The organism is Paraciimarium castrense LEGE 11436, from assembly GCF_056633055.1.
Genome location: NZ_JBSJOW010000001.1, coordinates 342110 through 367240, shown reverse-complemented (window position 1 = coordinate 367240; position 25131 = coordinate 342110). Strand labels below are relative to the sequence as shown.

The 25131-nt window shown below is 68.6% G+C and carries 29 protein-coding genes; 12 read left to right on the top strand and 17 right to left on the bottom strand.

The window, feature by feature from the left end; genetic code table 11:
- Positions 1 to 53 precede the first annotated feature (53 nt).
- The 7 genes from rpsB to ACWJIO_RS01990 form a co-directional block, all read right to left on the bottom strand.
- A complete protein-coding gene (gene rpsB / locus ACWJIO_RS02020) occupies positions 54 to 764 on the bottom strand; it encodes a 30S ribosomal protein S2 (protein WP_480311038.1) in 711 nt (236 codons plus the stop codon).
- A gap of 194 nt (positions 765 to 958) precedes the next feature.
- On the bottom strand, positions 959 to 1891 hold the full coding sequence (locus ACWJIO_RS02015; protein ID WP_480311037.1) for a glycosyltransferase family 2 protein: 933 nt from the start codon (positions 1889 to 1891) through the stop codon (positions 959 to 961).
- A 180-nt stretch (positions 1892 to 2071) separates the two neighbouring features.
- A complete protein-coding gene (locus tag ACWJIO_RS02010) occupies positions 2072 to 2227 on the bottom strand; it encodes a hypothetical protein (RefSeq protein ID WP_006910943.1) in 156 nt (51 codons plus the stop codon).
- A gap of 53 nt (positions 2228 to 2280) precedes the next feature.
- Positions 2281 to 3003 (bottom strand): DevA family ABC transporter ATP-binding protein, encoded by a 723-nt coding sequence (locus ACWJIO_RS02005; RefSeq protein WP_480311036.1) that lies wholly within the window; start codon positions 3001 to 3003, stop codon positions 2281 to 2283.
- Positions 3003 to 4175 (bottom strand): ABC transporter permease DevC, encoded by a 1173-nt coding sequence (devC, locus tag ACWJIO_RS02000; protein WP_480311034.1) that lies wholly within the window; start codon positions 4173 to 4175, stop codon positions 3003 to 3005. Before devC ends, ACWJIO_RS02005 begins: the two co-directional genes overlap by 1 nt.
- The gene (locus tag ACWJIO_RS01995) at positions 4175 to 5110 is read right to left on the bottom strand and encodes a lipid ABC transporter permease (protein ID WP_480311032.1); all 936 of its coding nucleotides are present in this window, start codon (positions 5108 to 5110) and stop codon (positions 4175 to 4177) included. Before ACWJIO_RS01995 ends, devC begins: the two co-directional genes overlap by 1 nt.
- Positions 5107 to 5865 (bottom strand): phycocyanobilin:ferredoxin oxidoreductase, encoded by a 759-nt coding sequence (locus ACWJIO_RS01990; RefSeq protein WP_480311031.1) that lies wholly within the window; start codon positions 5863 to 5865, stop codon positions 5107 to 5109. The genes ACWJIO_RS01995 and ACWJIO_RS01990 overlap by 4 nt, the downstream gene beginning before the upstream one ends.
- A gap of 49 nt (positions 5866 to 5914) precedes the next feature.
- Here ACWJIO_RS01990 and ACWJIO_RS01985 point away from each other — a divergent pair, with 49 nt between their 5' ends.
- The 3 genes from ACWJIO_RS01985 to ACWJIO_RS01975 are packed head-to-tail and all read left to right on the top strand — an operon-like array spanning position 5915 to position 9412.
- Positions 5915 to 7189, top strand: coding sequence for a M16 family metallopeptidase (locus tag ACWJIO_RS01985; protein ID WP_480311029.1), 1275 nt, complete (start codon positions 5915 to 5917; stop codon positions 7187 to 7189).
- Entirely contained in the window at positions 7186 to 8496 is a 1311-nt protein-coding gene (locus ACWJIO_RS01980) for a M16 family metallopeptidase (RefSeq protein WP_480311028.1), read from the top strand. Before ACWJIO_RS01985 ends, ACWJIO_RS01980 begins: the two co-directional genes overlap by 4 nt.
- A gap of 25 nt (positions 8497 to 8521) precedes the next feature.
- Positions 8522 to 9412 carry a ferritin-like domain-containing protein gene (locus ACWJIO_RS01975; RefSeq protein ID WP_480311026.1) on the top strand — a complete coding sequence of 297 codons (891 nt, stop codon included), beginning with the start codon at positions 8522 to 8524 and terminating at the stop codon, positions 9410 to 9412.
- A 17-nt stretch (positions 9413 to 9429) separates the two neighbouring features.
- Here ACWJIO_RS01975 and ACWJIO_RS01970 read toward each other — a convergent pair whose 3' ends face one another.
- Entirely contained in the window at positions 9430 to 9774 is a 345-nt protein-coding gene (locus ACWJIO_RS01970) for a DUF3148 domain-containing protein (RefSeq protein ID WP_480311025.1), read from the bottom strand.
- Between the two features lie 62 nt (positions 9775 to 9836).
- On the opposite strand from ACWJIO_RS01970, the gene ACWJIO_RS01965 reads away from it, so the two are divergent.
- From ACWJIO_RS01965 to ACWJIO_RS01950, 4 genes are read left to right on the top strand one after another with little or no spacing between them, the layout of a single operon-like run.
- Positions 9837 to 10412, top strand: a complete 576-nt coding sequence (locus tag ACWJIO_RS01965) for a biotin transporter BioY (RefSeq protein WP_480311023.1) — start codon at positions 9837 to 9839, stop codon at positions 10410 to 10412.
- Complete coding sequence (lspA, locus tag ACWJIO_RS01960) at positions 10409 to 10876, top strand: signal peptidase II (RefSeq protein ID WP_480311022.1); 468 nt, start codon at positions 10409 to 10411, stop codon at positions 10874 to 10876. Before ACWJIO_RS01965 ends, lspA begins: the two co-directional genes overlap by 4 nt.
- Positions 10857 to 13025: a transglycosylase domain-containing protein gene (locus ACWJIO_RS01955; protein WP_480311021.1), complete on the top strand. Its 2169-nt coding sequence runs from the start codon at positions 10857 to 10859 to the stop codon at positions 13023 to 13025. Before lspA ends, ACWJIO_RS01955 begins: the two co-directional genes overlap by 20 nt.
- Positions 13026 to 13028: 3 nt before the next feature.
- The gene (locus ACWJIO_RS01950) at positions 13029 to 14591 is read left to right on the top strand and encodes a YcjF family protein (RefSeq protein ID WP_480311020.1); all 1563 of its coding nucleotides are present in this window, start codon (positions 13029 to 13031) and stop codon (positions 14589 to 14591) included.
- On the opposite strand, the gene ACWJIO_RS01945 is transcribed toward ACWJIO_RS01950, so the two are convergent.
- Entirely contained in the window at positions 14527 to 14775 is a 249-nt protein-coding gene (locus ACWJIO_RS01945) for a hypothetical protein (RefSeq protein ID WP_480311019.1), read from the bottom strand. The two genes, ACWJIO_RS01950 and ACWJIO_RS01945, sit on opposite strands and share 65 nt — an antisense overlap.
- Positions 14772 to 16211, bottom strand: a complete 1440-nt coding sequence (locus tag ACWJIO_RS01940; RefSeq protein WP_480311018.1) for a pyridoxal phosphate-dependent decarboxylase family protein — start codon at positions 16209 to 16211, stop codon at positions 14772 to 14774. The genes ACWJIO_RS01945 and ACWJIO_RS01940 overlap by 4 nt, the downstream gene beginning before the upstream one ends.
- A gap of 77 nt (positions 16212 to 16288) precedes the next feature.
- Here ACWJIO_RS01940 and ACWJIO_RS01935 point away from each other — a divergent pair, with 77 nt between their 5' ends.
- Entirely contained in the window at positions 16289 to 16873 is a 585-nt protein-coding gene (locus ACWJIO_RS01935) for a nucleoside deaminase (protein WP_480311017.1), read from the top strand.
- Here the strand turns inward: ACWJIO_RS01935 and ACWJIO_RS01930 are convergent.
- Both ACWJIO_RS01930 and ACWJIO_RS01925 read right to left on the bottom strand, forming a co-directional pair.
- Positions 16764 to 17957 (bottom strand): pyridoxal-phosphate-dependent aminotransferase family protein, encoded by a 1194-nt coding sequence (locus tag ACWJIO_RS01930; protein WP_480311016.1) that lies wholly within the window; start codon positions 17955 to 17957, stop codon positions 16764 to 16766. The two genes, ACWJIO_RS01935 and ACWJIO_RS01930, sit on opposite strands and share 110 nt — an antisense overlap.
- 130 nt (positions 17958 to 18087) lie before the next feature.
- Complete coding sequence (locus ACWJIO_RS01925; RefSeq protein ID WP_480311015.1) at positions 18088 to 18618, bottom strand: globin family protein; 531 nt, start codon at positions 18616 to 18618, stop codon at positions 18088 to 18090.
- A gap of 208 nt (positions 18619 to 18826) precedes the next feature.
- Between ACWJIO_RS01925 and glnA the strand changes: the two genes are divergently transcribed.
- Complete coding sequence (gene glnA, locus ACWJIO_RS01920) at positions 18827 to 20245, top strand: type I glutamate--ammonia ligase (RefSeq protein WP_480311014.1); 1419 nt, start codon at positions 18827 to 18829, stop codon at positions 20243 to 20245.
- On the opposite strand, the gene ACWJIO_RS01915 is transcribed toward glnA, so the two are convergent.
- The 3 genes from ACWJIO_RS01915 to ACWJIO_RS01905 all read right to left on the bottom strand — a co-directional run bounded on the left by ACWJIO_RS01915 (position 20233) and on the right by ACWJIO_RS01905 (position 21932).
- On the bottom strand, positions 20233 to 20490 hold the full coding sequence (locus tag ACWJIO_RS01915; RefSeq protein ID WP_480311013.1) for a hypothetical protein: 258 nt from the start codon (positions 20488 to 20490) through the stop codon (positions 20233 to 20235). The two genes, glnA and ACWJIO_RS01915, sit on opposite strands and share 13 nt — an antisense overlap.
- Positions 20491 to 20566: 76 nt before the next feature.
- Positions 20567 to 21610 carry an FkbM family methyltransferase gene (locus ACWJIO_RS01910; RefSeq protein ID WP_480311012.1) on the bottom strand — a complete coding sequence of 348 codons (1044 nt, stop codon included), beginning with the start codon at positions 21608 to 21610 and terminating at the stop codon, positions 20567 to 20569.
- A 37-nt stretch (positions 21611 to 21647) separates the two neighbouring features.
- Entirely contained in the window at positions 21648 to 21932 is a 285-nt protein-coding gene (locus ACWJIO_RS01905) for a hypothetical protein (RefSeq protein WP_480311011.1), read from the bottom strand.
- A 50-nt stretch (positions 21933 to 21982) separates the two neighbouring features.
- On the opposite strand from ACWJIO_RS01905, the gene ACWJIO_RS01900 reads away from it, so the two are divergent.
- Positions 21983 to 22333 (top strand): DUF6439 family protein, encoded by a 351-nt coding sequence (locus ACWJIO_RS01900; protein WP_480311010.1) that lies wholly within the window; start codon positions 21983 to 21985, stop codon positions 22331 to 22333.
- Here the strand turns inward: ACWJIO_RS01900 and ACWJIO_RS01895 are convergent.
- Together ACWJIO_RS01895 and ACWJIO_RS01890 are read right to left on the bottom strand one after the other, a co-directional pair.
- Entirely contained in the window at positions 22299 to 22736 is a 438-nt protein-coding gene (locus tag ACWJIO_RS01895) for an ATP-binding protein (RefSeq protein WP_480311009.1), read from the bottom strand. The genes ACWJIO_RS01900 and ACWJIO_RS01895 overlap by 35 nt on opposite strands.
- 66 nt (positions 22737 to 22802) lie before the next feature.
- Entirely contained in the window at positions 22803 to 23525 is a 723-nt protein-coding gene (locus ACWJIO_RS01890; protein ID WP_480311008.1) for a GUN4 domain-containing protein, read from the bottom strand.
- 130 nt (positions 23526 to 23655) lie between these two features.
- Here ACWJIO_RS01890 and psb28 point away from each other — a divergent pair, with 130 nt between their 5' ends.
- Positions 23656 to 24054 carry a photosystem II reaction center protein Psb28 gene (gene psb28, locus ACWJIO_RS01885; protein ID WP_480311006.1) on the top strand — a complete coding sequence of 133 codons (399 nt, stop codon included), beginning with the start codon at positions 23656 to 23658 and terminating at the stop codon, positions 24052 to 24054.
- A 4-nt stretch (positions 24055 to 24058) separates the two neighbouring features.
- Entirely contained in the window at positions 24059 to 25117 is a 1059-nt protein-coding gene (locus ACWJIO_RS01880; protein ID WP_480311004.1) for an AI-2E family transporter, read from the top strand.
- The last annotated feature ends 14 nt before the right edge of the window (positions 25118 to 25131 follow it).

The following is a 25131-nucleotide window of genomic DNA, read 5'->3' as shown; positions in this document are numbered from 1 at the left end:
TGGAAGGGTTGATTCAGGGGGCGGAGTACGTGCTCTGGTGCAGGCTGACCAGCTCAGGCTTCGTCGTTCTGACCCTGGTCGCCGCCGTGGCGGCCTTCGTTGATGGCATCAGCCAGCCGGCCCAGCACCAGTTGCACCGAGCGCACGGCGTCGTCGTTGCAAGGAATCGGCACGTCGCAGAGATCGGGATCGCAGTTGGTGTCGAGCATCGACACCAGGGGAATATCGAGCTTGCGGGCCTCGAGCACGGCGTTGGTTTCGCGGCGCTGGTCCACCAGCACCACCACATCGGGCAGGCGACGCATGCTCTTCAGACCACCCAGATATTTCTGGAGACGGTCCAGCTCGCGGCGCAGCACGGCCCCTTCTTTCTTGGGGCGCATGGCGATCGCGCCTGACGACTCCATCCGTTCCAGATCCTTGAGGCGCTCGATCCGGGCCCTCATGGTGGTCCAGTTGGTGAGCATGCCGCCCAGCCAGCGCTGGTTCACGTAGGCAGCGCCACAACGGGTGGCTTCCAGGGCGATCACTTCGGAGGCCTGCTTCTTGGTGCCCACGAACAGAAAGCGCTTGCCACTGCGGGCCGCGCTGCGGACCCACTTGTAGGCGTTATTCATGCAGACGGCAGTCTGCACGAGGTCGATGATATGCACCCCATTGCGCGCGCAATAGATGTAGCGCGACATCTTGGGGTTCCAACGACGGGTCTGGTGCCCAAAGTGGGCGCCAGCCTCCATCATTTCGGAGAGAGTGACAACAGCCATGGTGTGGGGGGTTTCGGGTTTGCCTCCACCTGCCTAGGGATCGAAGCGCTCCACTCTCCGGTGACAGCACCGATTGCGGTGGCGTCCCCGGTTGGGTTGGAGCCCGTGATCACCCGAAACACGCAGGTGTGCGGAATGAAGTTGGACCAGAGCACCTTATCAAAGCGATGTCTCACGGCCCACGGGACACCCGCTCAGGCCAGGCCCTGGCGCCGTGCCTCCAGCTGCAGGGTGCGCACCCCGAGGCGATTGAGAGGAATCCGCAACAGTTCAAGCGCCAGGGCCGCCCGATCGCGCCGCACCAGCCAGGCCAGCACCGGCCTGAGGCTGCGCTCATTCAGCAGGCCGCCCAGGGTGAGCAGCTCCCAGAGCAGGCGGTGATACCAGGTGAACTGGGTGATCATCCGCACCCGCTGGCTGGGGTGCTTGCGGAAGAACACCAGGGCCATCCTGGCCCGCTCCCTCTCCACTCGGATCAGGTCGGCGATCTGCTCCAGCCGGAAGGCCGGGTGCCAGTGGTAGCCCACGGCCTCGGGGCAGCGGATCAGCGCCACCCCCAGGCGCCGGAGCCGTTCGCCCAGCTCGAGATCCTCCCAGCCATAGAGCTGAAAACCTGTGTCGAACAGCCCGGCCTGCTCCAGCAGCTCGCGGGCGATGGCCACATTGCCGGTGGCGAAATAGGCCCAGGAATGATCCCGCAGCTTGTGGCGCTCCGCCGTGGGCTCGTTGAAGTTGGAGGTGTTGATCACAGCCCCGTAGGTGAAGCAGCGCCGGTGGCCGAGGCGCTGCCAGGCCTGCTCCAGAGCCTGGGTGTGGCAGAGCAGGAAGCGCGGGGTCACCACCAGGTCGCTGTCGATGAACACCACCACCTCGCCCCGGGCGGCCTCAACGCCGCGGTTGCGGCCCGCGGCCGCACCGCCATGGCTCTGCTGCAGCAGGCGCACGTGCGGCAGGGCCGCCGCCTCGGCCTCGATCCAGGCCACGGTGGCGTCGGTGGAGCCGTCATCCACCACCAGCACCTCGTAGTCGCCTGCGCTGGCGGGAAAATCCTGCTGCTCCAGGGCCGCCAGGCACTTCTGCAGGATCGGCAGGCGGTTGTAGGTGGGGATGACAACGCTGAGAAACATGGACCCGCTGCAGCGCACCGAACCGGCCGCCATGACCTGGCCACCATCATCATGGTCTGGGCATCACGGTCTGGTCTTCAGGCTCGAGGGCAGGGCCAAGAGAAAGGGACCCCTGAGGGTCCCTGCTCTGGCGCGGAGAGCTGTTCAGCCACCGAGCCACTCGCCAGCCAGGCCGACTGATCAGTCGGCGGCGCCGCCGTTGTTGGCCGTGCCGGTCACGCCGTTACCCACGCCTTCACCGCGACCATCGTTGCGCAGCTTGCGCTTCTTGAACTTGCGCGCGTAGGCGCGGTTGCGTTCCTGCTTTTCCTTCTTCAGATTCCTGCGCTTGGCCATACGGGAGGCATGGTGGGGGTTGAGATGGATGGATCCTACTCACCGCCCTTCGCTCAAGGGCTGACGGCCCCCGCCAGCTCCAGGGAGGCCTCGGCCAGCCGGCCATCCTCCATCTGCAGCAGCCGATCGGCCACATCGAGAATGCGGGGGTCGTGGGTCACCATCAGCACGCCGCAGCCCTGCTCGCGGGCCAGGCGGCGCAGCAGCCCCACCACCTCACGGCCGCTCTGGCTGTCGAGGGCGGCGGTGGGTTCATCGGCCAGCAGCAACTGGGGCTGGGCGGCCAGGGCCCGGGCAATCGCCACCCGCTGCTTCTGGCCGCCGGAGAGGTCGTGGGGCAGCTTGTTGAGGTGGTCGCCCAGGCCCACCGCCCGCAGCCACTCGCGCGCCTGATCGCGGCGGGCGCGGTAGCCCAGGCCCGGCAGCAGGTCTGCCCCCATCTGCACGTTCTGCTCGGCAGTGAGGCAGCGCAGCAGGTTGTGGCCCTGGAAAATCATGCCGATGTGCTGGCGCAGCTGCTGACGGGTCGACCGACCCGCCCCGTGCAGCTCGCAGCCGAACAGGCGCACCGAGCCCTCCTGCACCTTGCGCAGGGCTCCCACCAGGGTGAGCAGGGTGGTCTTGCCGCAGCCGGAGGGCCCCGTGAGCAGCACCACCTCCCCTGGCGCGATGGTCAGCGTCACCTCCTGGAGCACCCTGCGGCGCATCTCTCCCTCGCCATACCAATGGCTCAGGCCCTCAACGGCCACCAGGGGCTCACTCGGGGATCGGGCCATCAGAAGATCTCAGCGGGGTCGGCGTCACCGAGGCGGCGCATGGCCAGGGCCGCCGATCCCAGGCACATCACCAGGATCATGCTGAACACCACCGTGGCCCGAACGCTGTTCATGGCCACGGGCAGGTTGGTGCCGTTGCGCACCAGGGCGTAGAGGCCCAGGCCGGCGGCATAGGCCGGCAGGTAGCCCAGCACCGCCAGGATCAGGCCCTCCCGCGCCACCACCCCCAGCAGGATCGGCAGCCGGTAACCCATCGCCATCAACGTGGCGTACTCGGGCAGGTGGTCGCTCACATCGGAATAGAGGATCTGATAGACGATCACGCAGCCCACGATGAAGCCCATGGCGGCCCCCAGGGTGAAGATGAAGCCGATCGCCGTGCTGGTGCGCCAGTAGGTCTTCTCGAACTCCTCGAAGCCCGCCTTGGTGAACAGCCGCACGTCGCTGGGCAGGCTGCTCTCCAGCCGCTGGCGGGTCGCCTCGATGTCGCTGCCGGGCCGCAGCCGGATCAGGCCCAGTTCGATGCTGCCCGGGGGCGTGCCCGGCAGCAGCTGCAGGAAGGTCTCACGGCTGGTGAGGATGTTGCCGTCCGCGCCGAAGGAGGGGCCCAGGGTCACCAGCCCCGACACCCGCACCCGGGTGCCCGCCACTTCGGTTTCCACCGTGCGGCCCTGTTTGAACCACTCGGCGATCGGGCCGAACTCCGGCCTGGAGCGCTCATCGAACAGCACCCGCCCTTTCTGGGTGAGGCTGCGGGCCTTCTCGGCGAGTTCAGGGTCGAGGAAGAGGGGGTCGGCCGGCTCGAAGCCCAGGGCCAGGATCGAGCGGGTGTTGCCGCTCACGGGGTTGCGCCAGAGCAGCAGGTTCCAGTGCACGGGGGTGGCGCCCTGCACGGCGGGATCCCCCATGGCCTGGATCAGCCGGCGCCGGGGAAAGCCAGCCATGCCGATCGAGCTCATGGTGCGGGGGCTCATCATCACCAGATCGGCGTCGAAGAGCTTGTGGATCGTGACGCTGGCGTCGAACAGCCCATCACGAAAGCCAAGCTGCATGAACATCAGAATCCCCGCGAAGGAAATGCCTGCCAGGGCCACCGCCAGCCGCAGGGGCTGGCGGGAGAGCAGCAGCCAGGCCAGGGGAATCCGGCGCGCTTGCCAGAGGCGCTGCAACATCAGGGGGTGAAGCGGGCGATCAGCTTGAGGCCCGTGCGGTCGCGCACCCGCTGGGCGTCATCGGGATCGAGCTTGACGCGAACCTCCACGATGCGGGCGTCCACGTCGCCGGTGGGATCGGTCTCGAGCACGGCCCTCTGGCGCACCTGCGGACTGATGCGCACCACCTCGCCGCTGAGCTTGCCGTCAAAGCCTCCGTTCTCGCTGGTCATCGTCACCGCCTGCCCCAGCCGCACCCGGTTGATGTCGCTCTCATAGACCTCGATCACAGCCTCCATACGCTGGCTCGCCCCCAGTTCGAGCACGCCGGCTTCAGCCGGGCGCTCGCCGACCCTGGAATGGAGCCGCAGCACCGTGCCGCTGATAGGAGCCCTCAGCGACGTGAGCTGAAGATCGGCCTCGATCCGATCACGGTCTGCCAGGGCTTCCTGCAGCTGACCTTCGAGCTCGAGCAGAATGGTCTCGCGCATGTCGAGTTCACCGCTCGGAATGGCGCCCTGGCGGCTCAGGGAGCGGTAGCGGGCGATGTCTCGGGTCTGCACGGTGAGGCGGCTGCGCAGATTGGCGATGCGCACCTCCACCACCCGGCGCTGGGCCTGCAATGGGGCGGCGGTATCGAAAACGGCCAGCAGGTCGCCGGCGCTTACAGCATCGCCCTCCTGCACCAGCAGACGGGTGATGCGGGGACTGCCGCCAATGCCGCTGATCGGAGCGGCAAGACTGCGCACCTCACCGCTCGGATCGAGGCGCCCCAGGGCCGCTACAGCTTCCGGGGCAGCGGGCCGCTCAGCGCTGCCAGCGGTCTGGGCCGGCATCGCCGTGGAGGAGGGCCTCAGCCGCTGCAGCACGGCCCATCCGGCCAGCACCACCAGCACGGTGCCGCCCACGGCCAGAAGGAGGTTGCGCCGCGAGGTTTCCAGACCCAGCAGTTTCACAGGGCCGGAGGGTCGTCGAAAAGGAGCTCTTCGATGTAGCGGTCGGCCCAGTCCGGGCTGAAGGCCTTCTCCAGCACCCTTCGTGTCTTGTCGTTTTGTTTCTGTTGCTGGCAGTACCGGAGCTGGCCGTTCCATCGGTCGACGGTAGCGGGGTGGTCCAGGGGTTGAGACGGAGTGCCCAGCAGCGCGGCGGTGAGCACCTCCAGCACCTCGCCCACCTCCTCGACGAAGGCCTCCTCCTCCACTGCACCCACCGGGCGGATGAAGCGCACATGGGGCGAGAAGATCGAGCCCCAGCCCGGCAGTTCCCGCTCCTGCGCGTAACTGCGGGGCGGGCGAGCCGCCAGGGCGTGCTCGATGGCCTCGGGCAGACCCTCGGCGACGGGCGAGAGATCCACGATGGCGGCCGACACCCCGGCAGGCCCGGCCACGATGTCGGCACCGAACACCGGCAGGTCGTAGCGGGGGTCGGGAAAGAGCACGCAGTGCAGGATCTGCAGCCCTGCCCCCAGGCGGGCGGTTTCGAGGTGCAGCTTGCGCAGGCCACGGCACTGGCGCAACTCGTTGCGAATGAACAGCTTTTCGCCATCGAGGCTGCCGCTGATGGCCTCGAGGTCGGGGTCGATGGGCAGGGGGGCCAGCTCGGGCATTCGGCCCCAGCTGGCACGGATCCGCTCAGCCAGGGCATCCACCAGCGGATGGATTCCCCCGGACGGTGCCTGGGGGCGGGACGATCCGGCGTCGACGCTGCTCACAGCCGTGTCCCCACCCAGCAGAATGCAGATCCTGCCATGTCCCCGCGCCTTGCCTCTGGCTTCCACTCCCGTTCTGCTGCCAGGCCTGGCGTCACCGCACATCCACACCCTGCCGAACGGCGCCCGCAGCGTGCTGCTTCCCCTGGCTGACAGCCCCCTGGTGTGCCTCGACTTCTGGTGCCGGGCCGGAAGCGTGTTCGAGGAGCCCGGCGAGAGCGGCCTGGCCCACTTTCTCGAGCACATGGTGTTCAAGGGCAGTGCCCGCCTGGGGCCAGGCGAGTTCGATGCTCGGATCGAGGCCCTTGGTGGCAGCAGTAACGCGGCAACCGGCTTCGACGATGTGCACTACCACGTGCTGATCCCTCCGGAGGGCGCCCTCGAGGCTCTGGATCTGCTGCTGGAGTTGGTGCTGGAGCCGGCCCTGGAGGACGAAGCATTTCAGCTGGAGCGCCAGGTGGTGCTGGAAGAGCTGGCCCAGAGCGAGGACCAGCCAGATGATGTGGCCCTGCAGCGGCTGTTACGTCTGGGGTGCGGCAGCCATGCCTACGGGGCTCCGATCCTGGGGGAGCGCCCGGCACTGTTGACCCACACCCCCGCCGCCATGGCCACCTTCCAGAGGCGCCTCTATGGCGCCGAGCGCTGTGTGCTGGCCGTAGCGGGCGCCCTGCAGAGCCTGGAGCCGGCGCTTGAGGGCCGGGTCGACTCCAGCCCCCTGGCCTCCCTGCCCCGGCTGGATGAGCCAGCCGGACGCCTGTCTATGGGCGTGACTCCCGGCCAGCACCGTCTGGCCCTGCCCCGGCTCGAGGCCGCCCGGCTGTTGATGCTCTGGGCCCTGCCCCCCGCCCATGACCTCGCTGCCGTGATGGGGACGGACCTGCTCACCACCCTGCTGGCGGAGGGGCGCCGCAGCAGGCTCGTGGCCCTGCTGCGCGAGGAGCTGCAACTGGTCGAGAGCATCGATCTTGACCTGCACGTGATGGAGTGGGGCAGCTTCGCCCTGCTGGAAGCCATCTGCGAAACCGACGACCTCGGTGCGGTGCGCCAGGCCATCGGCGAGGCCTGGCAACAGCTGCAGCAGGAGCCGATCGGCGAGGCGGAGTGGCAGCGAGCCCTCCACCTGGTGGCGAACGGCTACCGCTTTTCGCTGGAGTCCCCCGCCGGGGTGGCCGGCACCATCGGCAACAACCTTCTCTGGGGCCGACCCCAGGCCCTGGGGCTGCCCCTCGAACAGCTGCATCACTGGACTCCGGACGCCCTGCAAAGGCAGCTGGTGCCCCTGCTCGACCCCAGCCTGGCCTGCGTGCTGGAGGCCGTGCCCACATGAGCGGCTGGACCTGCACCGCGCTGGATGGGGGCCTACCCCTCTGGCGCCAGCAACGGCCAGGCGTCGGCCTGGTGGCGGCCCGGCTCTGGATCCGGGGCGGCAGCAGCCGCGATCCCGCCGGCGGACGGGGGGCGATGCAGCTGCTGGCCGGCGTGATGACCCGCGGCTGCGGATCGCTGACGGCCCACCAGCTGGCCGACCTGGTGGAGGGCCGCGGCGCCGCCCTGCGTTGTGAGGCCCATGAGGATGCGCTGGTGGTGAGCCTCAAGTGCGCCAGTGAGGACGCCGTGGAGCTGCTGCCCCTGCTGCTGACGATGGCCCGCGCCCCTCGGCTCGCCCCCGACCAGGTGCAGCTGGAGCGGCAGCTCAACCTTCAGAGCCTGCAGCGCCAACGGGAGGACCCCTTCCAGCTGGCCCATGACAGCCTGCGCGATCTTCTCTACGGCAACGGCGCCTATGGCCACGATCCGCTCGGCGTGGAAGCCGATCTGGAGCAGCTCACGCCCGCGGCACTGCCCCCCCTGGTGGAGGAGCTGGGCCGGCAGGGAGCCCTGCTGGCGGTCTGCGGCGATCTGCCGGTAGGTGACGATCTGTGCGGCCGGCTGAACCGGCAACTGGAGCGCACGCCCTGGCAGACAGCCCTGCCGGAGCCCTTGGAACCAACGACGCCATGCAGCGGCACTGATCACAAGCTGCTGAGCCAGGACACGGAGCAGGTGGTGGTGATGCTGGGGACGGCGACGGTGCCTCTGGGACACCCGGATGCCCTGGCGCTGCGGCTGCTGCAGGCCCACTACGGGCTCGGCATGTCCAGCCGCCTGTTCGTGGTGCTGCGCGAAGAGCGTGGCCTGGCCTACGACGTGGGTGTGCACCTGCCGGCCCGCTGCGGCCCGAGCCCGTTCGTCTGGCACTGCTCCAGCTCCACGGAGCGAGCACCTGAAGCGATAGCCGCCCTCCTGGATGAGTGGGAGCGTCAGCTGCAGGTTCCCCTCAGCCAGGACGAGCTCAGCCTGGCGAAGGCGAAGTTCAGGGGCCAAGACGCCGTGGGCCGCCAAACCTGCGGCCAAATCGCCGATCGCCAGGCCCTGGTGCTCGGCCATGGCCTCGGTGAGAGCTACATCGCCCACTCCCTGCTGGCGGCAGAACAGCTCAACGCCCACGACCTGTTGGCCGCGGCCCGGCGTCATCTGGCGGAGCCGCGCCTCAGCCTGTGCGGTCCGGCGGAGGCCGGTGCGGCAGCCGCAGCGGTGTGGAGCTCCTGGCGCGCCGGCGCGGCACTGCCGCCGGCGACTTCAGGCAGCCGTTAACGTCGTTCCACGAATCTGGCCAGCGATGCCTGTCACCTATCCCCGGAAGCTCTCGAACAATCTCAGCGCCCGGGACGTGATGGCTCAGGTGGTCCAGAAACGCGAACTTCAGGTGCTGTTTCTGAACGGCTATCGCTTCAACGAACAGCGCTCCTGCCTGGAGCTCACCAGCCTGATCGAACTGCTCGATGGCGAACCTGCCGAGCTGGTGCGCGACCTCTCCCACCACGTCAACGACGAGGCCCGCCACGCGGCCTGGCTCACGGACCTGTTGTTCGAGATGGGCGTGCCGATCGGCAATCCGCCCACCTCGTCCTACATCGATGAACTCAACCGGCTGCTGGACAGCTCGGCCTCCGGCGCCCGCAAGGAGGAGGCCGTGGTGGCGGCTCTTGCCTCGATCAATGCCACCGAAAAGCGCGGCTGTCAGACCTTCTCGGCCCACATTCATGCCCTGAAGAGCGTTCCAGCCAGCGATGAGAACATCAAGATCAGAGAAACTCTGGAGAAAATCCTGCCGGAAGAGGCTGGCCACGTGCGCTGGGGCAACCGCTGGCTCAATGCCATTGCCAGCCGCAGCCCCGCCGATCGGGCCCGGGTGGATGAGGCCAAGCACCGCTACTCCTTGATTGAGCATGCCGCCTACAGCGCCGGCATGGACATCACCGCCGGCGCCGAACTGCGCCGCCTCTCCAATCTGGTGGAGATCGCCGCCACGATTCCGGCCTGGCAGCGCCCCGCCTATCTGCTGGAGCGATTGCCCCAGACCCTTTTGGCCCCCGATCTGCAGAAGTCCCGCTTCCTGGCGGCCAAGCGCGTCTGGGAGCAGGAGCCGGAGCAGTTCTTTGACCGCTTCGTGCCCATGTTCCTGAGCGGCCTGCAGAACTTGCGCCCCAGCGCCAGCAAGGCCGGCTGAGCAATGCTGCAGTCTGGCTACAGATCTCCTGCAGCCACCAGAGCCTCGGCAGCGATCAGAAACGTGCCGCGCCGGAAGCGCACCGCCAGCTGTCCCATCGAGCGCTGGGCCACCACGGTGCCCACCTCATCGAGATCCACCAGATCCGGGGGCCGCAGCATCGGCATCGGGTCCGCCGTCTTGAGATAGCGGGGGCTGTGCTGCAAGCACACTGCCGCGCCGATCGTCCAGGCAGGCGAGACAGGGACCTGGCTGGGCTGGAGCTCCTGGCTGGGCTGCAGGTCTTGGCTGGCCGAGGGATCTGGCCGGGGGGTGCTGGTCATGGTGCGGCGCTGGCGGTGCGCCCAGACGGGGCTGGTCATCATGGTGCCCTGGCAGCGTGTCCTCGGCGCGGCAGACTGTGGCCAGACCATTCCTGGATCATTTGCGGGCCCTGGCGAACTGGAGTGGAGCGGTTGCAGGCCTGTTGCTGATCCTGGTGGGCGGCCTGATCCAGGCGGCCGTGCCCCTTCCGGTAGGCCAGGGGCAGTGGGCGCTCACGGCGCTGCCGATCACCCTGCAGGTGCCGGCCCTGCTGCTCACGGCCCTGGTCTGCGGCCCCCGCAGCGGCCTGCTGGCCGCCCTGGCCTACCTCACCCTGGGGTTGTTCCAGCTGCCGGTGTTCCAGGGGGGCGGCGGCAGCGCTTATCTCTTGGACCCGGGATTCGGCTACCTGGCCGGTTTTGTGCCTGCCGCCTGGCTCACGGGCCGGTTGGCCCGGCAGCGCGGCATGGGCGGTCTGCTCAACCTCGCCCTGGCCAGCGCGGTGGGAGTTGGCGTGATTCAGGTGTGCGGCGCCCTCAACCTGCTGATCGGTGCGTTGGCCGGTCGCTGGCCCGGCGGTGTGCTGCCGCTGCTGATGAGCTTCTCGGTGGGGCCGCTGCTGAGCCAGCTGCTGCTCTGCTGTGCCGTTGCCACCGCGGCGGTGGCCCTGCGCAAGTTGCTGCTGGTGCCCTCATGAGCCGCCTGCAGCGGATCAGCTACCTGCTGGCGGCCGCGGTGGTGCTGGCCGACCAGGCCAGCAAGGCCTGGGCCCAGCAGGCCCTGCAGCCCGGCCTGCCCCGCCCGTTCCTGCCCGGGCTGCTGGAGCTGCTGCTCACCTGGAACACGGGGGCGGCCTTCAGCCTGTTCAGCGGCGCCACCCAGGCTCTCGGCGTGATCAGCCTGGCGGTGGCAGCAGGCCTGGTGGTGGCGATCGCCCGCCAGGGGACGATGCGACTGTCCCGCAGCCTGGCCCTCGGCTTTCTGCTGGGCGGTGCCGTCGGCAACGGCATCGACCGCTGGCGGCTGGGGGCCGTGGTGGACTTCCTCGCCCTGGTGCCGATCAACTTTCCGGTGTTCAACCTGGCCGACATCGCCATCAACCTGGCGGTGCTGTGCCTGGCCATCGATCTGCTCGGTGACCATGGCTCCCGGCGTGCTTGAAACCCTGCGCCGGCGCTGGCGCCGCTGGCGCCAGCCCGGCCAGTGCCAGGTGAAGTTCCATGGGCCTGGCCTGCCCAGCCGGACGGTGACGATCCAGAGCGGGGCCTACCGCATCGGCCGCGATGCCGACGGCCAGATTCCGATCGAGCACACGGCCGTGAGCCGTCAGCACGCCTTGCTGGAGCAGCGCAGCGGCGCCTGGCTGCTCTCAGACAACAGCTCCACCAATGGGTTGTGGTGGCGCAACCGACGCATCCAGCAACTGCTGCTGCGCGATGGCGACACGGTGCGCTTCGGGCCCACCCACCAACCCGGTCTGCCCGAGCTGGAGTTCCGGCACCGTCCCCAACCCCGCTCCCAGCGGCTGCTGCGGGGCCTGGCCCTCGGCCTGGCGGCGGTGGCCAGCGGCGGCCTGGCACTGCTGGCGCTCTCCGTGGCCCAGGGGCCGATCCGCGGCAGCCTGGCCACGGTGCGGGGCCCCCTGGCCCTCTACGACCGGCAGGGCAAGCCGATCAACTCCGTGCAGGGCCTGGAGCACCGCGAACTGGCCAACCTGGGCGACTACCCGCCGGTGCTCGTGGACGCCCTGCTCGCCAGTGAGGACGCCCGCTTCTGGTGGCACCCCGGCGTGGACCCGGTGGGCACGGCCCGGGCCCTGGTGACGAACCTCGCCGGCGGCCGGGTGCTGGAGGGGGGCAGCACCCTGACCCAGCAGCTGGCCCGCAGCCTCTATCCCGACCAGGTGGGCCAGGGGGAGACCCTGGGGCGCAAGTGGCGCGAGCTGCTGGTGGCGCTGCAGCTGGAGGCCCTGTTCAGCAAGCACGACCTGCTGCTCAGCTATCTCAATCGGGTGTATCTGGGGGTGGGCTGGGGCTTTGAGGATGCCTCGCGCCACTTCTTCGGCAAGCCCGCCGCCGAGCTGGAGCTGCAGGAAGCGGCCTTGCTGGTGGGCCTGTTGCCCTCGCCCAACGGCTACGACCCCTGTGTGGCGCCCCAGGCCGCCCTGGAATCGCGCAACGCGGTGCTGCGCAAGATGGTGGATTCCGGTCGCCTCAGTCCGGACGCCGGCCGCTCCGCCCGCCGCAGCCCGGTGCAGGTGGCGCCCCAGGCCTGCAAGCGGGCCGCCGAGCGGCGCGGGGCGCCCTTTTACACCGATCAGGTCCGCCGCGATCTGCAGGACCTGGTGGGTCAGGCCGTGGCAGCTGAGGGCAATTTTCTGGTCGAGACCCATCTCGATCCAGGCGTCCAGGAGCAGGTCGAGCGGCTGCTGCGGCAGCGGCTCAGCAGCAGTCGTGGCCTCAATGTGACCGAGGGTGCCGTGGTGGTGATCGATGTGCGCAACGGCGGCATCGTGGCGATCGCCGGGGGCCGCGACTACCAGCAGAGCCAGTACAACCGGGCCTCGATGGCCCAGCGCTCCCAGGGCAGCACCTTCAAGCTGTTCCCCTACCTGGCGGCTCTGGAGCGCGGCGCCGGACCCGGCGATGGGGTGAACTGCGGGCCCCTGCGCTGGCGTGGCCAGACCTTCAGCAGCGACTGCAGCGGCAAGCTCAGCCTGCTGAGCGCCTTCGCCCGCAGCAGCAACACCGCCGCCCTGCGCACCGCCCAGAAGGTGGGCCTCGAAGCCGTCGTGCAGCAGGCCCGGGATCTGGGCGTCACCAGCCCCCTCAGCCCCATCCCGGGCCTGGCCCTGGGCCAGAGCGAAGTGACCCTGCTGGAGCTCACCTCCGCCTATGGCGCCGTGGCCAATGACGGCACCTGGCACGCCCCCAGCACAATCAGGCGGCTCGTGGACGCCGAGACCTGCCGCGGTAAGGATCCCGCCAGCTGCCGTCGCGAGGCGGCCGAGACCCCGGCCAGCACCGCTCCAGGGCGGCGGGTGGTGAGCGAGAAGTCAGCGCGCTCCATGCAGCAGCTGCTGCGGGCCGTGGTGACCAGCGGCACCGGGGGGGCAGCGCGGCTCGGGGGCCGTGAAGGGGGCAAGACGGGAACAAGCAACGAGAACCGCGACCTGGTGTTCATCGGGATCGCTCCCGAGCGCCACTGGGTGGTGGGCGTGTGGCTGGGCAACGACGACAACAGCCCCACCCGGGGCTCCAGTGCCCTGGCCGCCGGACTGTGGGCCGAGATCCTGCGCGCCACCTCCTGAACGGTGAAACAGCCCACCCGCCTCTGGATCGCCGCCGGCCTGCTGCTGCTGGCGCTGCTGGTGGTGGGGGTGGTGCTGCAGGCCATCAACCAGCTGGTGTGGCAGCTGAGTGCCGTGCTGCCCTACGGCCTGGTGGGGCCAGTGGTGGCGGTGCTGCTGCTGGCGCTGGCCCTGCTGCTGGCCCAGCTGGCCTGGCCCTGGCTGCGGGGGCTGGGCCGGAGCGGGGGCCGCGGGGCCGGCCAGGCCGCCGGCGCCCGCCCGCCTGCTGAGCCGCCGGGCAACCGCCGCGAAGCCGCTGCCCGCCAGCTGGAAGCGATCGATCAGACCCTCGAGCGCGTTCGTGATGCGGTGGAGCGCCAGGCCCTGCAGGAGCGGCAACAGCGCATGGCCGCCGAGCTGGAGCGGGGCGACCTGGTGATCGTGGTGTTCGGCAGTGGCTCCTCCGGCAAAACCTCCCTGATCCGGGCCCTGTTGCGGCAGCTGGTGGGGGAGGTGGGGGCGCCGATGGGGGTCACCGAGCGCAGCAGCCGTTACCGGCTGCGGCTGCAGGGCCTGCGCCGGGCCGTGTGGCTCGTGGATACCCCCGGGATCCTGGAATCGGGGGATGCCGGTCAGCAGAGGGAGCGTCTGGCCCGGGCTCAGGCCAGCCGCGCCGATCTGTTGTTGCTGCTGGTGGATGGCGACCTGCGGGCCACGGAATTCCAGGTGCTGGAAACCCTGGCCGGCCTGGGCAAGCGCCTGTTGCTGGTGCTCAACAAGTGCGACCTGCGGGGCGAGCAGGAGGAGCAGCGCCTGCTGGCCCTGCTGCGACGCCGCTGCAGCGCCCTGCTCGCTCCGGAGGATGTGCTGCCGGCCAGCGCTGCTCCCCAGAGTGTGCCGATGCCCGGGGGACGGCCGCTTCAGCCCGCCCCGGAGGTGGAGGCCCTGTTGCGGCGCCTCGCCGCCGTGCTCCACGCCGAGGGGGAGGAACTGATTGCCGACAACCTGCTGCTGCAGTGCCGGCAGCTGGGTGAGGCCAGCCGGCAGCTGCTGGCAGAGCAGCGCCGGGCTGACGCCGACGCCGTGGTGGAGCGCTACAGCTGGATCGGTGCCGCCGTGCTGGCGGTGACGCCGCTGCCGGGCATCGATCTGCTCGGCGCGGCGGCCGTGAATGCCCAGATGGTGGTGGAGATCGCCAAGGTCTACGGGGTGAACCTGAGTCGCCAGAACGCCCAGGAGCTGGCCCTCTCGGTGGGGCGCACCCTGGCGGGCCTGGGCCTGGTGAAGGGCGGGGTGAGTCTGGTGAGTGCGGCCCTGAGCCTGTCGCTGCCGGCCCTGGTGGTGAGCCGGGCGATCCAGGCGGTGAGTGCGGCCTGGCTGACGCGGGTGGCGGGACAGAGTTTCATCACCTACTTCGAGCGGGACCAGGACTGGGGCGACGGCGGCATGCAGGACGTGGTGCAGCGCCACTACGACCTGGGCCGTCGCGACGGCGAGCTGCGCCGTTTCCTGGCCGTGGCCTTCAGGCGTGTGGTGGAACCCCTGCGACAGCGGGAGCGGCAGTTGCCTCCCAGGCCTGGGGCGTGAGGCTGCCGGCCTGCCTCGAAGCGCCGACGACGCCGAAGCCCAGGGCCTCCGGCGGGGGCGGCTGCAACGGGCCCCGGCTGTCGAGCACCAGGATCAGGCCCAGGTAGAGCACGGCCACCAGGATCGAGATCGCCCCGGTGATGATCGCCACCCATTTGGAGCGCGGACTGGGGTCAGGGGTCATCGGCTGGTCCGCGACAGGTGGCCCGAAGGGGCCGGCAGGGAGGCGGCCACCACGGCCCTGAGCCGCTGCAGTTCAGCCCCAGTGGTGTGGGGATTACCCAGCACCGCCTTGAGGTGATGGCGACCGCCGTGCAGGGGGCGCGACAGCATCAGCTGCTGCTCCAGGAGCCGGTGCCGCGTGGTGAGGCTCCAGGTCTCGGCGGCGCTGGCATCAGCGCCGCGCAGCGTGAAGGCCAGCAGATGAAACCTTCCCTGCAGCAGCTCCAGGGCGGGAAGGCTGCCCAGCAGTTCCACCAGCTGCCGGCGGCGCTGGATCGCGCCGTCCAGAACCGCCTCGATGCCGTCGAGGCCCAGTTGCCGCAGACCCAGCCACAGCTTGAGCACGTCGGCGGGGCGGGTGCCCTGCAGGCCGCACTCGCCGCCATGGCCGCCGCCCCAGCTCGGCTCCATGTAGGGCAGGCCGGTGCCGAAGGCCTGCTCCAGGGCCTCGGGCCGCCGCAGCAGCAAAAGGGAGGAGGTCTTGGTGATGCCGAGCAGCTTCTGGGGATTGATGGTGACGGAATCCGCCAGCTCGAGCCCCTCCACCCGGTGCCGATGGCGGGGACTGAGGCCGAACACGGCCCCAATCGCCCCATCCACGTGCAGCCAGTGGCCGTGGCGGCGGCAGAGCGCCGCACTGCGGGCCAGGGGATCGACGCTGCCGCGCACGGTGGTGCCGGCGGTGGCCACCACGGCGATCACCGGGATCCCCTGGGCCGCCAGGTGCTGCAGGGTGTGATCGAGGGCGGCGGGGTCCATGCCGCCGTCGGCGGCCGTGGGCACGGCCCACAGGGCCGCCGACGGCAGGCCCATCACGGTGAGCGCCTTGTTGAGGGACACATGGCCATCGGCACTGGCCACCACCACGGCATCAGCGCGGCAGCCGAGGCCAGCCTGCTGACGCGCAGTGACCAGGGCCATCAGGTTGGCCAGGGTGCCGCCGCTGGCCGCCACGCCGCCACTGCCGGGGCCGAGGCCCAGTTGCCCGGCGAGCCAGGAGGCCAGGTGGCGCTCCAGGCGGGAGAGGCTGGGGGAGAGCTCCTCGGCCAGCAGGTTGTTGTTGAGCCCGGCGCAGATCAGATCGGCCGCGATCGAGGCGGGCAGGGGCGGCGGATCGAGGTGGGCCAGGGCGCCGGGGTGGGCGGGGTTGTAGGCGCCGTCCATCACCAACTGAAGATCGGCCAGCAACTGGGCCTCCGCCAGCCCGCTCTGCTCGGGCTCCACGGACGGCAGCACGCTCTGCGCCGGCAGGGGCCCGCGGCTGGAGGCACTGGCCAGCCAGGCGCACAACTGCTGCGACGCTTGCTCCAGAAAGTCCTGCAGACGCTGATCGGGCTGGTGCGGGCTGGCGAAGGGCAGGGGCGGAATCGCCCTCGGGGCTGGTGGCGCGCTAGCCAACGGCGGACGATCGGATCGTGCCATTCTCACCTGCAGGCTCTCTGAGCCACAAGCAACCAGGCCCTCCGGGAGCAGCGATGGCCAGCGGCGACAGCCACGATGCACCTGGCTACGAACGGGTGCTGCACAGCTTCTGGATGGAGCGCCTGCTGCGCTGCACCCGCCGCCTGGGGGCCAGCGGCGAGATTCCCGTGGCGGCGGTGGTGCTTGATGCCGGCGGCCGCTGCATCGGCTGGGGGGGCAACCGCCGTCACCACCGCCAGGATCCCCTGGGCCATGCGGAGCTGGTGGCGATCGCCCAGGCCAGCCGCCTGCTGGGCGACTGGCGCCTGAACCAGTGCACCCTGCTGGTGACCCTCGAGCCCTGCCCCATGTGTGCCGGAGCCCTGGTGCAGGCCCGGCTCGGCACCCTGGTGTACGCCGCCCCGGACCCCAAGCGCGGCGGGGTGGGAGGAGCCCTGGATCTGGTGCACCATGCCAGTGCCCACCATCACATGCGCGTGGTGGCGGGCGTGGAGGCCGAGGCTGCAGGCCGCCAGCTCAGCGACTGGTTCAGACAGCGACGGCAGTCGGCCGACCCGAGGCCGACCCAGGCCGGAAGGCGGGCAATTCGGTGCGGAACAGCTCCAGCAGGCGATCCACGTTCTCTGGCTGACTGTTGAAGCCCATCAGGCCGATCCGCCACACCTTGCCGGCCAGGGCACCGAGCCCACCACCCACCTCGATGCCGTGGGTGTTGAGCAGATGCAGGCAGAAGGCCTTGCCGTCCACCCCCTCCGGGATGCGCACCGTGGTGAGGGTGGGCAGGCGCAGGTGCTCAGGGGCGTGCAGGGAGAGGCCCAGATCTTCAAGGCCGGCCCAGAGGCGCTCCGCATTGCGGCGGTGACGGGCCCAGGCCTGTTCCAGACCTTCGTCGGCCAACAGCCGCAGGGCCTCGCGCATGCCGAAGTTCATGTTCACCGGAGCGGTGTGGTGGTACACCCGGTCGCTGCCCCAGTAGCGGTTCAGCAAGGTGACATCGAGATACCAGTTGGGCACCTTGCCCTGGCGGGCCTCCATCTTGGCTTCGGCCCGGGGCCCCATGGTGAACGGACCCAGCCCGGGGGGGCAGCTGAGACCCTTCTGGCTGCAGCTGTAGGCCAGGTCCACCTTCCAGTCATCGAGGTACACGGGCACGGCGCCGAGGGAGGTGACGGTGTCCAGCAGGAGCAGGCAGTCGTTGGCGCGGCAGAGGTCGCCGATGCCATCCATCGGCTGGCAGATGCCCGTTGAGGTCTCGGCATGCACCATGGCCAGCACCGCCGGCTTGTGCAGCGTCACGGCCGCCTCGATCTCCGCGTAGGTGAAAGCCTCGCCCCAGGGACGCTCGATCGTCACCACATCGGCGCGGTAGCGGCTGGCCATGTCCACCAACCGCAGGCCGAAGTAGCCCTTCACCGCCACCAGCACCTTGTCACCCGGTTCGAGGGTGTTGGCCAGGGTGGCCTCCATGGCGGCGCTGCCGGTGCCGCTCATCGGGATGGTGAGGCGGTTGTCGGTCTGCCAGGCGTAGCGCAGCAGCTCCTGCACCTCCCCCATCAGCTCCACATAGAGCGGATCGAGGTGGCCGATCGGCGTGCGGGCCAGGGCCTGCAGCACCGTGGGGTGGGCGTTGGAGGGTCCAGGGCCCAGCAACAGACGGTCAGGCGTGGCGATGGGCCCGAGCGCACGGCGGTGGGCGTTGTTGACGGAGGGCAGCGCAGACAAGGGGCCGGAAAGGGGAAGGTGAACGATGGGACTCGTATCCCTGCTGTCAGCCTACGAAGGCACCGCAGCTGCCCTTGTGCTGGGTTCAAGGGCCAATCCCACGACGGTGGGATAGGGCAGCAGGGATGGTTCAGCGGGCGCGCACGTTGCTGGCCCCCAGCCCGCGGCAGAGGTGCTCGAAGGGCGGGCGCACCACCGCAGCCAGAGCAGAGGGGTCTGTGTTGCCTTCCGCAGCCAGCAGCTCGCACACCACATCGGCCATCAGGGCAATGCTGCGCACCGTGGGGCCCGTGGGCACGCCCAGACTCTTGTAGGTGTCGTCGAGGCCGTTGAGCACCCGCTCATTGAGGATCGACGCATCGGCTGCCACCAGGGCATAGCTGGCGTAGCGCAGGAAATAGTCCATGTCCCGCAGGCAGGCCGAGAGGCGGCGGGTGGTGTAGGCGTTGCCGCCGGGCAGGATCAGCTCGGGGTCATCGAGCCAGAGCCGCTGGGAGGCCTCGCGCACGATGGCGGCGGCCTCACGGTTGATCAGCTCCACGGCCCGCAGCCGCAGCGCCGATTCGGCGTAGTAGGCATTGATGCGATCGATCGCATCCCGGTCGAGGTAGCGGCCCAGCTGGTCGTAGCGGCCGATCAGACCGGTGATGGCATCGCGCATGGTTCGAAAAGTTCGACGCACCTGCGCCGGAAGCTAGCACTCATGACTGGCCAGAACCCAGGCGCAGGGCGCGATCTGGCCGATCTGAGAGAAACAGTTACGCAAGCCACCCCCCAGAATCGGTAACGATGGCTACAGGTTGACCGTGACCGGCCTCCCTACCTTCCGGCCACGCCGCCAAGGGCCGGCACCACCCCTGCATTGCTCCATGGCCAAAACCGCACAGGACGTCCTGCGTCAGATTCAGGACGAAGGCATTGAGTTGATCGACCTCAAGTTCGTTGACCTGCATGGCAAGTGGCAGCACCTCACTGTCTGCCGGGATCTGATCGACGAAGACGCCTTCACCAGTGGGGTGGCGTTCGACGGCTCCTCCATCCGCGGCTGGAAAGCCATCAATGAGTCGGACATGGCGATGGTGCCAGACCCGAACACCGCCTGGATTGACCCCTTCTACAGCCACAAGACCCTGAGCCTGATCTGCTCGATCCAGGAGCCCCGCAGCGGCGAGCCCTACGGGCGCTGCCCCCGCGCCCTGGCCCAGAAGGCACTCGAGTATCTGGGCTCCACAGGCATTGCTGACATGGCCTACTTCGGCCCCGAGCCGGAGTTCTTTGTGTTCGACGATGTGCGCTTCAACTCCGGCAACGGCAGCAGTTTTTACAGCGTCGATTCAATCGAGGCTCCCTGGAACAGTGGGCGCCAGGAGGAGGGCGGCAACCTGGCCTACAAGATCGCCCTCAAAGAGGGCTACTTCCCCGTGGGCCCCAACGACACGATGCAGGATATGCGCAGCGAAATGCTGCTCACCATGGCCACACTGGGAGTGCCGATCGAGAAGCAGCACCATGAAGTGGCCACAGCGCAGCACGAACTTGGCATGAAGTTCGCCGAGTTGATCAGTGCCGCGGACAACGTGATGATCTATAAATATGTCGTGCGCAATGTTGCCAAGAAATACGGCAAAACAGCCACCTTCATGCCCAAACCGGTGTTTGCCGACAACGGCAGCGGCATGCACGTGCACCAGAGTCTCTGGAAGGGCGGCAACCCCTTGTTTTTCGGCGAAGGCACCTACGCCAACCTCTCCCAGACAGCTCGCTGGTACATCGGGGGCCTGCTCAAGCACGCTCCCAGTTTTCTGGCTTTCACCAACCCCACCACCAACAGCTACAAGCGGCTGGTGCCCGGTTTTGAAGCACCTGTGAACCTGGTCTATTCCCAGGGGAACCGTTCAGCCGCGGTGCGCATCCCGCTGACGGGTCCAAATCCAAAGGCCAAGCGTCTGGAATTCCGCTCCGGCGATGCCCTGTCCAACCCCTATCTGGGTTTTGCGGCGATGCTGATGGCAGGGATCGACGGCATCAAAAACCAGATCGACCCCGGCGACGGCACCGACCTGGACCTGTTCGAGCTCAGCGCCGAAGAACTGGCCCGGATCTCAACGGTGCCGGCCTCGCTCAATGGGGCCCTCGAAGCCCTCGATGCCGACAAGCACTATCTGATGGAGGGCGGCGTCTTCACTGACGACTTCCTCAGCAACTGGATCGACCTCAAGTACGAGGAGGTGCAGCAGCTGCGGCAGAGGCCCCACCCCCATGAGTTCGTGATGTACTACGACGCGTGAGTGCGGATCTGGGCCAGAGCACTGTCGTGCAGATGCTTCTGGTGGGCCTGGCGCGCGGCCCAGGCCCGTAGCTGATGCACCGCATCGGCGTTGGGATTGAGCTGGGGATGGCGGGTGATCTGGGCCAGCTCGGCGTCGTGGCGACGACGTTCGCGGCTGTGTTGCTCGGCCCAGGCCAGGAAGGCAGGGTCGGGGCGGGCCGGGGCGGGGTTGCCGGTGGGGAGCGGGGCAGGAGTGGCAGCCATGGCCTGTGCTTACGGAGCTTTGATATAGCAATCCTCGCTCCTGACTGTAGCCATAGATACCAGTTCTAGAATTCCTTCACAGATTGTGCTCAGCTGAGCCGTGGGCTGGGCCTGGAGTCAGGGTGGAGACGGCTTCTCTGGGCATGGTTTCGGCCACGGCCGTCACCGCCGTGAGGCGGCTGGCCAGCCGGGCATTGCCGGGATGAAGGCCGCAGCCACGCTCCAGAACCCCCGCTGCCTCCAGGGGACGGCCCTGATGCTCCAGCAGTCCTGCCAGCTCCAGGAAGCCGCGGGGGTGAGGCTTGACCCTCGAAAAGATCACGGCGTAGAGCCTGGCGATCGCCTGTTCGGGGTCGTGCAGCACCCCCGCCTGAATCCGGGCCAGGTGAAGGCGGCCGCGCTCGTCATCCAGACGCCGCAGCAACCGGGTGGGCCAGCCGCGGAAACGGGCCGCCGTATTCACATACCAGTCATCGTGGCCACTGAGCTCCTTGAACACGCGACGGAAGCCCTGCTGCTGCATCAGTTGCAGAATCTTTTGACGTTCCGCTGAGAAGTTGTGCTCGATGGTGAAGCAGCGGAACCGATACCGATCCAGGGGCAGATGACTGAGCACCATCAGTTCCGCACCCTCCACATCCAGGGAGAAGTAGTCAATGACCTTTGGTGCTTTGTGACGATCGAGAAGGTCCCCCAGGGTGATCGTGGGAACCTCGATCGTGTCGGTGAACCCAGAGCGGGGCTCTGTCACCCGGCGCTCACCAGTGGCATCCAACCCGCCGTAGAGACCGTTGCAGGCAAAGCTCAGGGTGTCGCCACTGCGGGAGTAGAGCGCTTCGGCCACAACAGGGATTGAACGGCGGGCCTCAGCATCACGACGCAACTGAGGATTGGGCTCCCCTCCCAAACCCTTCCAGCCCATGATTTCGAGCAACATGGTATTGGAAAGTCGACTGCCGTTAGCGAGGCCGAATTCGAGGAAATAGCCAGGCTTAGGACCCTGGCAATAGAGGGCAAACAGATCCTGCAGGCTCTGGGAATTAGTGAGCTGTTGAAAGGGCTCACAGAACTGCAGAAAACGATCCCGGGAATCGAACAGTCCCATTACCGCTGCCGCCATGTCTGCGGCGCAGAAACTAGCACTGAGGCCCTTCGCTTCAGGCCTTCAACCACCAGGCCAGCAGCAGGCCCGGAGTGCCCCAGCGCCACAGGCGCCAGAACCATACTTCCACTCGCTGTGGCGAGGCCAGCTCCCCGGGCAGGGGGTCGAGCAGGCGCTGGGCCATGGCCAGTCGCTGGCGCTGCCGGCGCAGCCGAACACCACTGACCCGGCTCGCCGTGGCGGCGAGGGTCAACAGACCGTCGAGGTGATGCAACAGGGCCACCGGGCGTCGGGGTCCCTGAACGCCGCGGCGGCGCAAGCGGTGTGGCGGGATCCGCATTGGTGGTTCCAGCCCAGGAGCGCGGCAGAAGCGTCAGGATGGCCGAGCCGATGCGGTTTCGTCCAGTGGACACGGCTTCAACCCTGCCCTCTGGGGCTACGTCACCCACTGGGGGCTCTGTCGGGTCCGCTGGCTGGCCTGCTGGGGCCGCTGAGCAGGCCCTGGCCCTGCATCGCTCGCTGACCATCGGCGACCGCGAATGGCACGCCCTCAAGACCCAGCGCAGCCGCCGTGGCGCCGAACAGCTGGCCGCCGCCCTCGTGCGGCTCACCAGTTCCGATGAGCCCGGCTGCCGCCAGAGCACGCCGGCCCGGCGGGAGGCCCTGGCCCTGGTGGAGCATGCCCTGCTGTGGCTCAAGGCTGAGATCAGCGACCCAGGCTGCCCCAGCCACGGGCGCTGAGCGCCGGTCGGATGCGCTCGCGCCTCACCGCCAGCTGCAAGCGGTTGCCACGAGGGCTCCAGCGCACGTCGTCGAAGCAGTGGTGGATCAGGAACAGTCCACGGCCATCGCTGGCATCGAGGGCCAGGGGCAGCTGGCAGCAGCGCGCCGATTCCGGCACCCCAGGGCCCTCATCCTGCACCTGCCACACCAGCCAGCGGGGGGTCACGATGCGGCGGATGCGCAGGCACTTGCCCGGGTCACAACCATTGCCATGGCGCACGGCATTCACCAGGGCCTCCTGCAGGCCCAGTTGCAGCTCTGATTGCAGCTGCAGGCAACGCACAGGCTCCAGCAGCAACTCCACCAGCGGGGCCAGCTGCAGCGTGGAAGGCGTGATGAAATCAGACCAGCGCAGCGCCATCAACCACACGTTCTGGGCATTGGTTTGACCCTAGGTGTCAGGGGGCTGGCAGGATCGTTGCAGGGGTCATCGGTTGATGCGTTGTTGCAGGGCGGGATGACTGAGTAGCGCATCCATCAGGCGCACCCCCCGGAGCTGGTTCACTAGGGGCATGTGGCCTTCCGGTGCCTCGATCGACCACTGAAACGATCCCGGGTAGCGGGTCCAGCGGCCGTCCTGCTTCCAGCCCAGGCGGGGCCAGAGCTGCTCCCAGCGACCCTGGCAGCCCTGCAAGAGTCGCCCCTGCACGGAGAAACCGAAGCGCCCGCGCGAATAACAGCACCAGAGGCGGTCGAGCGCTTCGAGGTCCGGCGCGGGCATGACCGGCACCTCGCTGTAGTACACGTAGCCGCGGCTCACGGCGGCGGCGCCGGCCAGCTCCCGCAGGATGGCACTGGTGAGCCGGTCGGCCTCCTCAAAGGCCATGTGGGCCAGCCGCAACTGCAACGGGGCGTAATCGATGCCCGCGGCGCTGGGGGTGGCCAACCACCCCTGGGGGTGGAGCTCCAGGAAGGCCTGGGCCTCGGCGCTGGGACTCTCCAGCAGAAGCTGGATCAGGGCGCCGGCTGCCCAGTCGTCAGCGGTGGCGTCCAGGCTGGCCAGGTGATCGGCCAGCAGGGGTCTCAGCTCGGCGACCCGCTGCTGAAGGGGCTCCAGCAGGGCGCGGCGCTGCCGCGCCGTGGCCGCCTGGAAGCGCTGGAGCAGATCCTCAGGGCTGACGTTGGCGGAAACCGGTGCGCCGGAGAGCATGGATGAGCGTGTCTGTGCAGGGCCCGCTGGCTCCACTATGTCAGGCGGCTGACAGGCCGGGAGGCCGCTTCAGGGCAAGCTCAGGGGCATTTCAGGACCACTGCTTAGGATTGACCTTTGCCTCTTCCCCATGGGTGCAGCCATTCAGTTCTTCCGTGGTGTGGATGAACCGGTCGTGCCCGACATCCGGCTGACGCGCTCCCGCGACGGGCGCACCGGCCAGGCCATGTTCGTGTTCGAGGAGCCCCAGGCCCTGGCCCCGGAAACCATGGGAGACATCACCGGCATGTTCCTGGTGGATGAGGAGGGCGAGATGGTGACCCGCGAGGTCAAGGCCCGCTTCGTGAACGGCAAGGCCAGCGCCCTCGAGGCCACCTACACCTGGAAGACCACCACCGATTTCGATCGGTTCATGCGCTTTGCCCAGCGCTATGCCGACAGCCATGAGCTGGGCTTCTCGGGCCAGGGCGGTGGTGAAGCCGGCACCGAACCAGAGGAGGGTGCCGGCGGCGCCCCAAGCGAGGACTGAGACCTTGCGGTTCGGCCAATGGCTCGGCCTGCTTGCCCTGCTGGCAGCGCTGACGCTGCTCTGGACCCTGCGCCAGAGCCTGCTCACCCTCTTTGCGGCTGTGGTGCTGGCCATGGCCCTCTGCACCCTGATCGGCTGGATGCGTCAGCGGCTGGGCTGCAACCGTCCTCTGGCGGTGGTGCTCAGCCTCGGTCTGGTGTCGGTGGTGCTGGCGGTGCTGGCCACGGCCGTGATCCCTCCCTTCATCGAGCAGTTCGCCGAACTGCTCTCGAAACTGCCCGCTGCCGCCAGCACCCTGCTCAACCTGACCCGGGACCTGATCTCCAGGGCCAGCCAGATGCTCTACGGCCGCAGCGATGGCGGCCTGGACTGGTTGCGCGAGGGCCTGTTCAGCGGCGATGACACCACCAACCTGCGCGGCGGAGCCCTGCAGTTGCTGGGTCTGGCCGGCGGCCTGGGCACGGGCCTGCTGCAGCTGCTGTTCGTGGTGGCGGTGGCCCTGATGATCACCCTGCAGCCCCTGGCCTATCGGGAGATCGCCGTGCTGCTGGTGCCCTCCTTCTACCGGCGGCGGTTCCGCCAGGTGCTGGTGGGCTGCGGCGATGCCCTCAGCGGCTGGATGGTGGGCGTGCTGATCAGCTCCCTGTGCGTGGGCGTGCTGGCGGCGATCGGCCTCAGCCTGCTGGGCGTGAAGCTGGTGGCCGCCAATGCGGTGCTGGCCGGGCTGCTCAACATCATTCCCAACATCGGACCCACCCTCAGCACCGTGTTTCCGATGTCGGTGGCGCTGCTGGACAGCCCCATCAAGGCGCTGGCGGTGCTGTTGCTCTACGTGGCGGTGCAGAACCTGGAGAGCTACCTGATCACCCCTTCGGTGATGCAGCATCAGCTGAATCTGCTGCCGGGGCTCACGCTCACGGCCCAGCTGCTGTTCACCGTGGTGTTCGGCCCGCTCGGCCTGCTGCTGGCCCTGCCCCTGGCGGTGTGCCTGCAGGTGGTGGTCAAGGAGGTGCTCATCCACGACGTGCTGGACCGCTGGAAGCGGCCACCGCTGGCCAGCTGATGGCAGGCGCAGCC